The sequence below is a fragment of the Saccharicrinis fermentans DSM 9555 = JCM 21142 genome, from assembly GCF_000517085.1.
GTDB lineage: Bacteria > Bacteroidota > Bacteroidia > Bacteroidales > Marinilabiliaceae > Saccharicrinis > Saccharicrinis fermentans.
Genome location: NZ_KI912107.1, coordinates 1,334,232 through 1,349,215, shown reverse-complemented (window position 1 = coordinate 1,349,215; position 14,984 = coordinate 1,334,232). Strand labels below are relative to the sequence as shown.

Genomic DNA, 14,984 nt, shown 5'->3' with positions numbered 1-14,984 from the left:
AAAAAGGCCAATACCAGAACACCACAAAATACTCTTTTACTGCAACTTACACAACACAAACAACTTACTCCATGAGGAAATACAAATTTTAACACAATGACATATTCATATTGGATATAACATATGGTTCATGCAGTGTAAATAATGGTTCATATGGATATTGCCATTAGAATAAGGGGTGTCGATTTACAGCTTTCAAATTACTAGAAATAGTATTACACTACACACTTACGGACTGAATAAGTAACTATCAAGTAGCAATAAGCTATATATTAAAATTTCACTTTACAAATTAGATGAGTTTTATTCTACAAATCAAGTGTTTTGTTGAAGGAACCCTGAAGAAAACTTTTTTCAGTTCCGTCACTGGGAATTCGCTTTTAAAAGAAACAAAAGATCTTTTTTGAATGCATTTACATATCGTGTTGAAAGCACAGCTTATCCTAGCCCATGCAAACGCATGGGGTTATGCAAGAGGAGAACCAGCTACCTGTAGGGACTGCTCACTCATAATTGAAGAAAAACATCAGGCTTTCAGGATAAATCGCAATTGTTTATAATTCTTCAGAAGTAAGTGTTTTATCAAACACAAGGACAAGCCCCTGCTGTGAATTATATAACAATTGGGGAATTCACCCCCTCATTGGCATTCTTCTCCTCCACTGGCCAACGCGCTTTGATTTACAGCTTCAAAACAATTACTGCTTAAGTTAAAATATTTTTAGCAGACACTAATGCTTAGAAACATATTCATTGGGAGTCATACCATAATGCTCGCGGAAAGTTTTACTGAAATATGAAGTAGAATTAAAGCCCGACATATAGGCAATTTCTTTTATGGGCACATCCTTTTTTAATAATAATTCAGCAGCATATTTTAATCGTATGGAGCGAATAAACTGAGTAGGAGAATGCCCTGTTATCGAAGTGATTTTTCGGAAGAATGTAGAACGACTGACTGATAATTCCTGCAATAACACATCAAGGTTAAAATCTGATTGGTCAATGTGATCTACAACAACTTTGGTAGCCTTGTCCAGAAATGCTTCATCGGTGGAGTTCGTTGTTACTTCCTTTGAAACATATAAACCTCCCAAAGCATCAAACTTTTCGCGCAACTTAATCCTTGATTCAATAAGGTTTTGTATCCTGGCTTTTAAAACCTGCATATTAAATGGCTTAGGAATATAATCGTCCGCCCCTGTTTTAAAACCTGCAATTTTATCTTCATCGAGACTCCTGGCCGTAAGCAAAACAACGGGAATATGGCAAGTATCAAAATTTTCTTTTAGTTTTTCACATAACTCGAAACCATCCATTTCAGGCATCATGATATCACTAACAATAATATCAGGAAAATATTTAAGCGCTTTCTCTAATCCCTCTGCACCATTAAATGCCTGAGTAACACTATATCTCTTCTCCAGCTCTTGCTTTAACTGTGATTGAAGCAATTTATTGTCCTCTACGAGCAAAACCGTTGGTTTTCTATCGGTATCGCTTTCCCCGACACTTTCGTCCTGTGATATATCCACAACATAGTTTTTTGTGCTGTCCAGCTCATATACTACAGACTGAAGAGAAATCTGATCAAAATTAAAATCATCCGGCAGTATCTGTTTTGCTTCGTTTTCATCAGCATTCTTCACAACAGGAAGCTGTACCGTAAACGTTGAACCTTCGCCATATATACTCTCAATACTAATTTCTCCCCCCAATAACTCTACCAAACTCCTTGTATAGTTAAGTCCTATGCCTGTTCCCGTTTTTGTATTATCTGCTTTGTAAAACCTGTTAAAAACATACTTTAAATGCTCTTTAGGGAAACCTATACCCGTATCAACTATCTTTATTTCGAGTACTTCCTGCTTTGCATTTTTCAGCCTTTTAAAGTATTTCCTTTTTCTCCGCCTGATTTTTTTTTGTATCTCTAACTTAACTTCTCCGCCAGCCTCAGTGTATTTAAGTGCGTTTGACAGAAGATTAGTTAATATCTTTTCTATTTTGTCGGGATCGAAACCCATAATATAACTTTCTTCATCCGATGAGAAATTATAATTAACGTTTTTCTGACTCGCCATATCCTTAAAAAAACCGAAAACCTTACTTGTAAAATTAATTATATCTCCATCCATCAGGTTTATTTCTGCCTTTCCCATATCAACCCGTCTAAAATCAAGAATTTGATTTACCAAATTCAGTAACCTATGGGAGCTTTGCTGAATAGTTTTTCCCGATTGTTTTGCTTCTTCCAGGTTTAACGATTCTAGAATTTTATCTACAGGATTTAAAATAAGAGTTAACGGAGTCCTAAACTCATGTGCAACGTTAATAAAAAAGTTTAGTTTCATTTGATCAAGCTCATGTTCTTTCTCTTCTTTTACCAATTTGGTATAATATCTTAAACTAATCCAAGCAACAAACGATAAGAAAAGAAAATAAAGGCTATACGCCCACCATGACTTCCATGGTGGCGGCAATACATGAATTGCGATTTGAGTTTGGGCTGCATTTTCCCAATCTCCATCTAAGGATGCTTTCACCTCAAACTCATAATCACCAGGCGTTAAGTTTGAATAATTTGCAGTTCTATTTAAACCTGAAACAACAAAGTCTTCATCCAGACCTTTCATCCTGTAAGCATATTGAACATGTTCAGGACTTTCAAAATAAAGAGCCACAAAATCAAAAGAAAGGTACCCTTCGTAATGTTTTAATTCAATTATATCTTGTTCCCATAAATTTTTTGTTAATAAAACACGATTGTTCAATGTATCACCTACATGTATTGGCTTATTAAAAAGCCTAAGTTGCGACAATACAGGAACAACACTATCAGACCTATCAATAAAATCTTTCGGATCAAAAATGTTTACACCTTTAATTCCTCCTACAATAATATGTCCTTCATGAGTCAATGTAATAGACTTACTTTGAAACTCAATCCCCTGAACACCATCATTAACGCCATAATTTATAAACTTCTCTGTTATTGGATTAAACTGAGTCAATCCACCTTTTGAGGTAATCCATAAATATCCGAATTTATCCTCTTGAATACCTACTATTAAGTCGTTTGGCAACCCGTTGTCATGCGTATATGAACGTATATGTTTTAATGATTCGTTTAACTTATGCAGTCCTAAATCTGTTCCTACCCAAATGTTACCATTTTTATCCTCTGTTATAAAATTGATACGATACCCTTGAATTTCCTTATCTCCCAGTAATTTAAATTTAACATCCTTAAAGCCTTTGCCATATACATCCTCGAGGAACAATACATTTAACCCAACCGAGGTACCTACAAACAAGCGATTTTTAGAATCAATAAATAATGAAAATACAAAATTACTTGCTATGGAACTTGCATCTAGAGGGTTGTTCATAAAACGAATAAAACGTTTGGATTCTTTGTCTAGAAGATTTAAACCTGCAGTTTGTGTACCAATCCATACCCCACCTTGTTTATCTTCTTTGGCACACCATATTGAATTATCACCAATAGAATTTCTATCTTTAGGATTATTAACATAGTGCTTAAAGCTATTATTTTTCGGATTGTACAAATTGAGTCCTCCATCCCATGTACACACCCATATATTATTATCATAACCCGATTCCAAATATGTTATTTTATTTGAACTTAACTCTCCCTTGCTCCTACCGCTAGCCAAAAAATGTTTAAATGTTTTAGTTTCCCGGTTAAATAGGTTAAGCCCTCCTCCGTCTGTTCCAATCCAAATTCTATTTTTATTATCTTGTAATACAGATTGTGCCCTCTCAGAACTTAATGAAGTTTTCTCTCCTGGCCTATGGTAATAATGCTCAAACCTAGATTTCGAAACCACCAACTTACAAATCCCCTCATTATAAGTAGATAACCAATAAACTCCTGTTTTATCTTCTAATATCGACGAAATCTGATTATTCGGAAGAGAGAATAGACTATTCTCGTCATGCGCCAGATGTTTTATTATTCCTTTATGTTTATCAAACAAATATATTCCATGCCCATCAGTCGTAATCCAGAACACGTTGTTACTATCAACATATATATCAAATATGGGAATCGAACTCTTTGTAATTTCCCTAATTGAGAAAACATTACTATTCTTGTCCCAAACGATCATTTTAGATAAATCATTTCCAATCCAAAAGTCACCTTCTGCATCTTGAATAAATACTTTTGGCAATTGTTTTAACCAATAGTTACTGTTTGTATTTATCAGAACACGTTCGAATGAGTTTGTCGCTTCCTTGTATTTGTTTAAGGACTCCCCATTAGTAGCAATCCATATATTATTGCTATGATCTTTGAGTATCTTTGTTACCTCGCTATGATCTAATGAATTACTGCTATAAGGGCTTTGATTATAATAGTTTATCGATAAACCATCTAGATTTTCTAAATAATCCGCTTTAAGTTTTATTTGATATGCCCCATTGTTCGTGGCGGCCCACAAACTATTCTTTTGTTTATCAAAGTACACATCGTTGATGACATTAGTCCGACGAAACCCCGGGTCCTCTTCATTTCCCAAAGGTATACGGAAAAACGACTCCCTATCTCTATCGAACACATTTAACCCATTCCATGTACCTATCCATAAATTACCCTCATCATCACCTGTAATCGAAAGGATTCGGTTGTTACTTATAAAATTAGGTTCATTTATTGAAGGCTTGAATATTTCAAAAGAATAGCCATCAAATTTATTTAAGCCATCTATCGTTCCAAACCATAAAAAACCGTCTTTATCCTGATATATTTCAGTACACGTACTACTCGAGAGTCCTTCTGAAGTGGAATATGTTTCAAATTTTAAATTGGAATAGTTTTGTCCTAACGTGATAGTACTAACTAAAACGATATATAATAAAGTCAAACTCCGCACGTAAATCAGTTTTAGAATTATTTATTGTAAAAATAATTCAAAATAGTCAATAAACTAAATCTTGAATAAACTATCGACTTATTTCAATATATGATTTTGGAAGCTATCATTTAGCGATTGTATATAAATTCACTTTTGGTACACATGGATTTGCTGCCCGACAATTTGATGGGGAGTGTTAGAACTGGCCAAATCGAGCATAAACCATCCAATGTAAAGCATTGTCAGTTTTGGCGTCACGATAACAAGCCTATTGAATTGTGGAGTAATAAAGTAATAGATGAGAAGATAAACTACATACATATTAATCCGGTAGAAGAAGGTTTAGTGTTTCAGCCAGAAGACTATGGCTCAGTGACAAAAGTTGGGTATAAATCTGAGACTGTAAACTCAACTCTGTCCATAATTTAAAAATTATATTTTTGAGGATTATGGAAAAAAAAGAATTGAACCCCGAGTATATCGCTATGCGTGATATGGCACTCGAACAGTTAAAGAGCGGTAAATCCCTGACGGGTAAGGGTGGAGTTTTTGCACCCATTATAAAGGAGTTTTTGGAGAGCGCTTTGGAGGCCGAGATGGACGAGCATTTGACCTCCGAGCGCCGCTCCCAGGGCAATAAGCGCAACGGCAAGGGTATGAGCCTACGTGACATCGGAGCATATATCCGGGACATGTACGACGTTGAGGTTTCCCCAGCCGTTTTGAGCAACATTACCGACAGGGTGATCCCACAGGTCAAGGAGTGGCAGAACCGACCCCTAGACGATGTTTACCCCATTGTTTGGATGGATGCTATGCACTACAAGGTAAGGGACGGGGGAAGGGTAGTATCGCGCGCCGTATACAATATTTTGGCTATCAACAAAAGCGGCAGGAAGGAACTCATAGGGATGTACATTTCCGAAAGCGAGGGCGCTAACTTCTGGCTGTCGGTATTAACAGACGACCTAAAGAGCCGCGGAGTAAAGGATATCCTGATTGCCTGTACGGATAATCTGACGGGTTTTTCACAGGCGATATTAAGCATATTCCCCGATACAGAAATTCAAAAGTGCGTGATACACCAAATTCGGAATTCGCTCAAATACGTGGTCTCCAAAGACCAGAAAGAATTTATGAAGGACTTGAAAAAAGTGTACCAAGCCCCAACCAAGTCACAGGCCTAGAGTGAGCTGATTAACCTAGAAGTAACGTGGAGCAAAAAGTACCCCGTGGTGCTGCGCTCGTGGAACGACAACTGGGAGGAGCTGTCCGCTTACTTTAAATATGACGCCCCCATTAGGAAGCTGATTTATACCACAAACCGTCGAAGGCTTCCACAGGCAGGTTCGCAAGGTAACCAAGACCAAGGGTGCGTTTTCCAGCGACATAGCTTTGATGAAACTCATTTATCTGGCCACCGAAAACATATCGAAAAAGTGGACTCAACCCATACAGAACTGGGCATTGACAGCCCAGCAGCTTTGTATCATGTTTGAGGGGAGGTTTGTTATCAATCTGTGAGCACACACCAAATTATAAAAGCGAAGGTAGGTCCGCTTATGAGTTCTGCCAAGGGTATATAAACGGCTTCGTACCTCAGCCGCCCTTGGCAAAAATCATAAGCTCCCCGATGAAGCTTTTAGAAATTGGTTAAAAGAAAAATAATGAGTTAATTTGAAATCGTAAAAAAACAACAGGACAGAGTTCAGCTAACATTCCCTAAATTGACTTTTGGGGCAAGCACTACATACAACAAAGAAAGCACCTGAGTATAAATACCCAAGTGCTCTTTTCTCCAATTATAATTTATTTCAACTCAATTTTGTAACAAAATGCATGTTTGCCCGGATGATTCTCTGGAAATGAAAGTTCCAATCCATATACATCACGTTTCCATTCAATTTTTTCATCACTCCCAATCAGACTAACAGAGTCTATTTCACCATTAAAATAAGGTAATATTTCCGACATCATTTTGGCTGTAATTTTTTCTTCCGTAGGACGATCTAATACAATTACAAATAAGGTCTTATTGTCCTTGCTTCGCGTATATCGAATATCTTTATCGGTATAAATAGCTTCCCAATTCTCATTAAAGTGTCCATCTTTTTTAAGCGTGATGGGCCCTTCGCCATCAATAACCCACGGACGTGTATTATAAATAGCTTCGCCATTCATTTCTAACCACTCTCCTATACCTAAAAGTGTTTGTTTTTGGTCTTCAGGAATCGTTCCATCAGCCTTTGGGCTTACATCTAACAGTAAACAGCCATTCTTACTAACAATATCACATAGTATTTCTACAATCGCCTCTGGCGAACGAGAAGGACGTGTATTATAAAACCAACCTCCCAGTGGAGTGTCGCTTAACCAAGGATCAGGACGCAAACCCGTTGAACGACCTTTTTCGTAATCCAAGATACCTGCTCGTGGCGGAATACAAACATCATACTTAATTTTGTAACATAAACCAATATCCTGATTTTTAGCTTCTGCTTGATTAAGCAAATACGCAAAAGCCTTTTTTCGAATTGGATCACTCAACAACTCCAAACCCATATCGAACCAAAATAAATCGGGATGATACTTATCTGCCGACTCTTTTAAAATATCAAACCAACGCTGTTCAAATTCTGCATCAGGATAGGGTTCAAAACTATCCGGGTCGGGCGAAAATCCATGTACTTTACCATATAAATCTTCGTTGCCTGGCTCACCTCCATCAAATGCAAACGAATGATAATACCAATACCAGGTAAAAGCATGATGGTAAGTAATCAGGAATTTCATATCTTTTTTACGAATGGCCTTTGCCAAATCGCCAGTGATATCCACTCCCGCCATATCCATACTATTCCAGCGACTTACATCCGAATCCCAATTCAAATAATTGTCGTGAAAAACGCCAATAGGCCCCATAAACTTTGCTCCTGCTTTATGAAATAAATCTGCCCACTCTTCTGCATCAAACTTGGTAGGTTTAAATTGCTTGATTAGATCTTTATAACCCACTTCGTTTTGATCTCCTCCAAATAACTCTTTATGTCTTTTGAAAGCTCCTGAGGGTTCTGGTTTATCACCTCTAGGGGTATTGGTCCAAGTTGTATTTACATCATCATACATCGACCATCCATACCACTCAGTAGTGCGATGCTGGGTTGCTAAAGTTGCCGGCCCTATACAGGTAAAAATACCAAACTTGGCATCTCTGAACCACTCAGGAACCGAGTGTTTAGCAATAGAAGGCCATTCTTCTTTAAAGGTATTCTCGGCCTTTTTCGCCTCTTCAATATGATTGTATTCACTGGCATTTTCTTTCTTTGCCGGTTTATTTTGTGCCGACAAAGTACTTGTTAACAGCAATAAAGTCGCTAATACTCCGATCTTTAATAAATGTAATTGCATAAGTCTAGTTTTTTAATTCTATTTTATATACCAACGCTGAATCTGCAAGTGCTGGCTTATATTTTGGTTGTAAGACTTTTAAACCTAATGAGGATTGTTTCCAAATTACCTTTTCTTTGCTTCCTAAAACAGTAACCTTTTTAACTTTATAACCTTTGGATAAGGCAAATGCAGAAAGAGTTTTTGCGGTATTTTCATTATCCCACCCCAACTGTATGGCATATACAATATTATCGTTTCTGGTATATCTAACATCAGCCGGGTTTAACTTGAATAATTGTTTTTTACTAACAGAACCATCGGGTTTATCCGATTTAAACATCGAAGGCCCCTCTCCAAACACATCAAAAGGCCGTGTGTCATAAATAGCTTGGCCGTAAAGTTTAGTCCAACGCCCCATTGCAGCCATACTTTCCACTTGCTCAGGCGGCATTGTTCCGTCTGCCATAGGCCCGGCCGAAAGGAGCATTACACCATTTTTACTCACCACATCAGCTAAAAAGCGGATACCAAATTTTGGATCAAGCGCCACCCTATATTTTTTATTATAACACCAATATGCACCTAAAATAAAATCAGTAACCCACACTTCATCCTGTATATCATCCATTGATGATTGCTCTACATTTACAATAGCCAGATCCGTTGGAAAGAAATCACCTTTGGTATTTACTACAACTTCCTTATTTAGCTCTGCAGCCCTGTTGAAATAATTACATAAAAATTGTTGACGATAATCCTCCTTAATAAACTTCTGACCAAAATCCATCCAAATATAATCGGGACAATGTGCATCAATTACTTCATCCAACTTATCTATCCAAAGCTCTTGCATTTCTTGATACGAGTAGTTACCATAAAGCAAGCGGTACTTTTCATCTTGAGGCACGTGGCAATTGTGGTAACTTCTGTTTCGGGCACTATTGGGTCGTAAAAAAAGTGAGCTTTCATCTTTAGGATAAAAAAGACCATGAAAACCATGGTGAAAAGTAGCCATAAACTTAAGATCTCGTTTCTTCGTTTCATCGGCAATAGCTTTAACTACATCAATTTTTGGCCCCATTTTAGCCGAATTCCATTCATTTACCTTGCTATCCCATAATGAGAAGCCATCATGGTGTTCGGCAATGGCTCCTATTATGCGAGCCCCCATTCCTTCAAACATGTCCACCCATTCTTTGGCATCAAATTCAGGAGCCTCCCACATGGGGATGAAGTCGTGATAATGGAAATCTTTCCCATAGGTATCAACGTGGTAATCATGCCCCCACCACCATGGTTTTTGCGTTGAGTCAACATCGTGTATATACATGATGCGTGGATACCATTCGCCTACCATGGCAGGCACAGAATAAACACCCCAATGAAAATAAACACCTAGTTTAGCATCTGCAAACCACTCCGGTACTGCATTGTGTTTATTTAACGACTTCCAATCTGGAGTATATTTGTACTGTGCCACTAGTGATGTTGAAATAGTAATGGCTATAATCGCAATAATTATTGCTTTCATTCTCGTTCGCTTCATTTACAAAGAATTTATGATACTTATTCGAAAAATATACTTACTGCAAATGCATGTTTGCAATGATGCTTAACAGGAAGCTTAATTGTAAGCTGTTCGTTGCTCTGGTTAAATTCTAATGGTTTACCAGTGCCAACCATAGTTACTTTCTTTATCATTTTTGAATTATATTCGTTTTTTTTCCTAATGCTTTAATTTCCATTGTTTCATTTTGTGGCCAACCAAGCTGAAAGGCATAAAACTGCTCTCCTTTGGTAGTGAAACGAATATCGTTTTTATCCATCAGGTCTTCATTGGCCATATCTCCATGGTCTTTTGCTTCCTTGCGTTTGGGGCCTTCACCGTAAATTTTCCACGGACGCGTGCCATATATGGCTTCTCCATTTATATCCATCCATTCACCCATTTCAATCAAAAAGGTGTCAATAGCTTCAGGGTGAGTCCCATCTGCTTTTAATGGCAAACACAACAACAGATTTCCATTTTTACTTACAATATCAATCAGCTTATCTACAATGTAATTGGCAGGGCGATAATGCGCATATTGGTTGTAACCCCAGCAACCCATATGGTCATCGGTTTGCCAGGCGTTTGCTTTTAGTTCGCCTGATTTTTTACGTTCGTAATCCATGAGTGCTACCTCTGCATATTCTTTCCCACCCTCTTTAGGCCAACCTTTTATGCACATCACTCCATTTTCGGTTCCTTTGTGACGTTTAAGATTGTTGTTATAAAAATGCGATACGACATCGTAGCCCTTTTCTCCAAATGGAATTCCCCCATCAAAATACAACAGGTCGAGATCATAATTATCTATTAAATCTTTAATTCTCCTATTCCACATGCTTGCCCAATCATCGGCAATATATATTTATGGTTTGGATTTTCAAGATCATAAGGCGGATGGTATAGGTCGTAATATACAGAATCAATACCATCGTAAGGCTCTTCGGCACTACCTTTGTTTACCGTCCACCAATTGAGACTTCGTGCCAGATGCGTAGTGGCACCATAACGCAAACCTTGTTCATGTGCGGCATCCTGAAAAGCTTTTACCATATCCATTTGGGGCCCTGTTTTTACAGAATTCCAACGTGTATATTTTGAGTCGAACAAATCGTAGTTATCATGAAACGTGGCAATGGAGGTGTAATATTTGGCACCTGCGCTTTTGTACTGTTCCATCAACTTATTGGCATCGAATTTTTCGGCTTTCCACATTGGGATAAAATCTTTGTAGCCTATTTCAGATTGATGTCCCCATACCTTACGATGATAGGGCCCTTGTACCTGCCATTTTTTTTCACTCTCCATAATATACATATTACGTGCATACCACTCTCCAACCGCAGGAACAGAATATAGACCCCATACATTCCAAATGCCAAACTTGGCATCGCGAAACCACCCCGGTGTTTCGTACTGTTTTAATGACTCAACTGTTGGTTCAAACTGTTTTTCTGAGCTTACACACCCTGTAAAAATTAGAACAATTGAGATAAATATTATATATCTAGTATTCATGCTTAGCCCTATTTATTTTGTTCTTATTTTAATTGTAACTTATAGCAAAAAGCATATTTACCGTTTGCGTTTTTAGGAAACTGAAGTTCCAGCCCTTTTTTGTTACGGTTCCATTTAATATTTCCTTCGGTTCCTAATAAGTTGACTTGATCAATATCTCTATCGAGATACTCATACACAGTGGCTAGTTTTTTTACCAGAACTTTTCCTTGCGACGGGCGATCAAGTACCGTAATGTAGAGTGTTTTATTGTCCTTGCTTCGCGTAAAACGGATATCTTCTTCGGTGTAAATGGCTTCCCAGTTTTCGTTGAAGTGTCCATCTTTAGCTAGTTTCGTTGGGCCTTCCTCTGCAATAACCCAGGGGCGGGTATTATAAATGGCCTCACCATTCATCTTCAGCCATTCACCCATGCCTAGCAGGGTTTTAATTTGATCTTCGGGAATTGTGCCATCAGGCTTTGGGCTTACATCTAATAGTAAGCAACCATTTTTGCTCACAATATCTACCAATATTTCAATCATTGCTTCTGCCGAACGCGATTTACGGCCATTATAAAACCAACCTCCCAAAGGTGTGTCCGTCAGCCAAACATCTTCGCGGAGTCCTGTAGATCGCCCCTTTTCATAATCCAGAATTCCCGCTGATGGAGGAATACAGATATCAAACTTGGTTTTGTAGGATATTCCAATTTCTTGATTGTTATTAGCTGCATTATTTAGCATTCCTGCAAATGCCCGTTGCCTTATTTCATCACTAAGAAGCTCTAATCCCATGTCGAACCACAGTAAATCAGGATTATATTTCGTGTAGGCTTCCTTCAACTTGCGAAACCATAAGTCTTCATATTCTGCATCAGGGTATTCTTCAAAACTATCTGGGTCTGTAGAAAACTTATGCGGGCGGCAGTATAAGTCTTCATATTCAGGGTTTGCACCATCAAACTTATACGACTCACTAAAAAACCACCACGAAAAAGCATGGTGAAACGTCATTACAAACTTCATATCACGAGCACGAATAGCTTTTTCCAGTTCGCCAACCACATCAATTCCGGCAGTACGTTTCATATTCCAACGTGTAACCTCCGAATCCCAAAGCATAAAATTATCATGGTGACATCCCATTGGGCCGCTGAACTTAGCCCCTGATTTTGAAAATATCTCAGCCCATTCTTCAGCATCAAACTTATCCGGCTGAAAGTCCATAATCAAGTCTTTATAACCGTATTCATTCTGATCACCAAATAATTCGCGATGCAACTTAAAATTTCGTGTTGTATCAGGAGAATCAGGACGAATGGCATTGGTCCAATACTTAGCTTTTGTGTTATACATGGCCCAGCCCCACCATTCGGTCGTTTTATGTTGTGTAGCCAATACAGCTGGTCCAAAGTGGGTATAAATGCCAAACTTAGCATCTCTAAACCATTCTGGCGTTTTATGACGAGCAATAGATGGCCACTCTTCTTTATATACTTTTTCCGGAACTTTCTCCTTTTTTAAAGTAGTTTCACTGATGTTTTGCTTGTTCTGATTTTGTCCTGTCGCAGGAAGTGAAATCAAGCTAAACCCCAGCATTAAATAATTTAATAATTTCTTCTTCATTTTAGATTTATTTGTGGTAATTACAACTATATTCTATCAAAACAGCTATTATAATTTGCGTATTTCTTGCGACAAAGCAACCGGAACTCAACCCCATCCAACCCAAACCATAACACCCTGAATAACAACACTTCAAATTTACAAACCACAAAATTAAATAACGAAAATAAGACTATATGATAACTATATTTTCAGCTTAATGCCTCCAACATAAACTATATTTCGAGGAGTTTTTGCGTATCTTGTGAGGGTAATAAAAAACGATGCATGTTTTACACTAAATCTCTTCTTTGTTTTAAGATTATATGGCTTCTATGTTTTTCGTATTTCTTAGATTCATATACTCAGGATATTCCAGATTCATTATATGCTTTGAAACGCTTTAATTGGGAACGTTATAAAATGGCGCAAGAAGATACACAACAAGCTTATGCCTATTTTAAAAAGGGTGCTTCACATTTTCTTTCAAAGGGAGATACCATCAATCATCTAAATTGCATTGCTCATTTATCGGACATTAAACATCGACGTGGTAAGTTTAATGAGGCTTTTGATATTCTTTGGGAAGCTTTGCCTATGGCAGATAGCATAGAGAATAAATTACCCTTACTTGAAATTCATCAGATGCTAGGAATATTATATCAAGTCTATGGTAAAAATAGTATCGCTTTACAACACACACTCCAAGGCTTGGAAATCGCCAAAGAATATACACAAAAAGACACCAGCATCAATGCTCGTTTAACCTCGTGTTATTTGGATGTGGCCATACAATTAGCGGCCATGAAAAAATATGATTCAGCTATTTTATATTTAGATTCCTGTTATTATTCAGACCGCACCAACAAAAGGCTATACTTTGCTGATGGTGTTTATGGCCAAGTATATTTAGAACTACACGATTTAAAAAAGGCGCAACGATACTTAAATGGCGTTCTCCCGTTTTTGGAAGAAAGAGGTAATGGTTTTCAGACATCAGTTAATTATTTTATGGGTAAGCTCAAGTCTGAATTGCATCAAACGGATAGTGCCATACTTTATTATAACAAATCACTAAAAGCCATTGACTCTCTTCAAAACAACCTTAAACTTAAACCTGAGGTTCTGGAGCAACTTGCCCAGGAATATGCCAAAAAGCATGATAACCGAATGGCTTTTAATTATATGAAACAAGCCAAAGAGCTTTCGGATAGTTTATTTAATATGCAAAGCCAACAAAACAAAGCTTTGTTTGAAATTAAAAATAAATACAAGGAAGATTTGATACTGAAAGAACAGGAAATATCATCTAAAAATCAATTATTAAAGGTAAGTAACAAAGCAAAATTTAGACTGAGTATGTTATTGGTAGTAATGGTTATACTTGCCATTGTTGCATTATTTACTGTTCGCCTAAATGCAAAAATGAAGCGTATTGCTTACGCGAAAAAAGTGAATGAAGAAAAAAGTGAAGCCATACTTGATATTAAAAATAAAGAACTAACAGCCAATGCACTACAAATTATAGAAAAAGAACAAGCAGTGAAAGAATTACTAGAAACTGTTATGGTAAAATCGCCCGATACTTATAAAAAACTTCAACGCAAGTATAAACAAAGTAATAAGAAAATATGGGACGATTTTCATTTAAGATTTACGCAAACCAACGATAAGTTTTACCAACGCTTGCTGGAGCAATACCCCGATTTAACCCCAACAGATTTAAAACATTGTGCATTAGTTAAACTAAACTTCGACAGTAAAGAAATGTCGCATCTGCTAGGCATTTCAGTTAACAGTGTACATATGGCTCGTTCGCGTATTCGTAAAAAAATGGGGCTAAAACGAGAGGATAGTTTGAGTAATCATTTACGTTTAAAGATATAAATACATACCATTTATATAGGATTTTAAGATTGTAATCTAAAACCATTAAGTCCTAATTTAAATAAATACAATAATCCAAATTTATTAAATTTTAAAATAACCTTGCTCCCTCACTCCCAGCAACTCCAAAGCTGCCATCGAGCCTTTTCCCTACCCGCGTGCAGTATTTGTTTT

Annotated in this window: 9 protein-coding genes and 1 pseudogene; 3 read left to right on the top strand and 7 right to left on the bottom strand. The window is 37.3% G+C overall.

Annotated features, from left to right (window positions below; all coding sequences use genetic code 11):
- Positions 1-731: 731 nt before the first annotated feature.
- On the bottom strand, positions 732-4,898 hold the full coding sequence (locus CYTFE_RS0105495; RefSeq protein WP_027470991.1) for a hybrid sensor histidine kinase/response regulator transcription factor: 4,167 nt from the start codon (positions 4,896-4,898) through the stop codon (positions 732-734).
- A gap of 144 nt (positions 4,899-5,042) precedes the next feature.
- On the opposite strand from CYTFE_RS0105495, the gene CYTFE_RS30680 reads away from it, so the two are divergent.
- Together CYTFE_RS30680 and CYTFE_RS25140 are read left to right on the top strand one after the other, a co-directional pair.
- Entirely contained in the window at positions 5,043-5,309 is a 267-nt protein-coding gene (locus tag CYTFE_RS30680; RefSeq protein WP_027470990.1) for a hypothetical protein, read from the top strand.
- 20 nt (positions 5,310-5,329) lie between these two features.
- A pseudogene (locus tag CYTFE_RS25140) lies at positions 5,330-6,404 on the top strand (IS256 family transposase).
- Between the two features lie 285 nt (positions 6,405-6,689).
- Here CYTFE_RS25140 and CYTFE_RS25135 read toward each other — a convergent pair.
- The 6 genes from CYTFE_RS25135 to CYTFE_RS25120 are packed head-to-tail and all read right to left on the bottom strand — an operon-like array spanning position 6,690 to position 12,944.
- Entirely contained in the window at positions 6,690-8,288 is a 1,599-nt protein-coding gene (locus tag CYTFE_RS25135; RefSeq protein WP_052343017.1) for an alpha-L-fucosidase, read from the bottom strand.
- Positions 8,289-8,292: 4 nt separating this feature from the next.
- Entirely contained in the window at positions 8,293-9,816 is a 1,524-nt protein-coding gene (locus CYTFE_RS25130; RefSeq protein ID WP_081735915.1) for an alpha-L-fucosidase, read from the bottom strand.
- A gap of 20 nt (positions 9,817-9,836) precedes the next feature.
- Entirely contained in the window at positions 9,837-9,953 is a 117-nt protein-coding gene (locus CYTFE_RS31805) for a hypothetical protein (RefSeq protein WP_407689938.1), read from the bottom strand.
- A 14-nt stretch (positions 9,954-9,967) separates the two neighbouring features.
- Positions 9,968-10,657, bottom strand: coding sequence for an alpha-L-fucosidase (locus tag CYTFE_RS31410; RefSeq protein ID WP_052343015.1), 690 nt, complete (start codon positions 10,655-10,657; stop codon positions 9,968-9,970).
- Entirely contained in the window at positions 10,630-11,337 is a 708-nt protein-coding gene (locus tag CYTFE_RS31405) for an alpha-L-fucosidase (protein WP_052343014.1), read from the bottom strand. The genes CYTFE_RS31410 and CYTFE_RS31405 overlap by 28 nt, the downstream gene beginning before the upstream one ends.
- A 23-nt stretch (positions 11,338-11,360) precedes the next feature.
- Positions 11,361-12,944 (bottom strand): alpha-L-fucosidase, encoded by a 1,584-nt coding sequence (locus CYTFE_RS25120; RefSeq protein WP_052343013.1) that lies wholly within the window; start codon positions 12,942-12,944, stop codon positions 11,361-11,363.
- Between the two features lie 267 nt (positions 12,945-13,211).
- Between CYTFE_RS25120 and CYTFE_RS0105460 the strand changes: the two genes are divergently transcribed.
- On the top strand, positions 13,212-14,810 hold the full coding sequence (locus CYTFE_RS0105460; RefSeq protein WP_027470989.1) for a tetratricopeptide repeat protein: 1,599 nt from the start codon (positions 13,212-13,214) through the stop codon (positions 14,808-14,810).
- Positions 14,811-14,984: the final 174 nt, after the last annotated feature.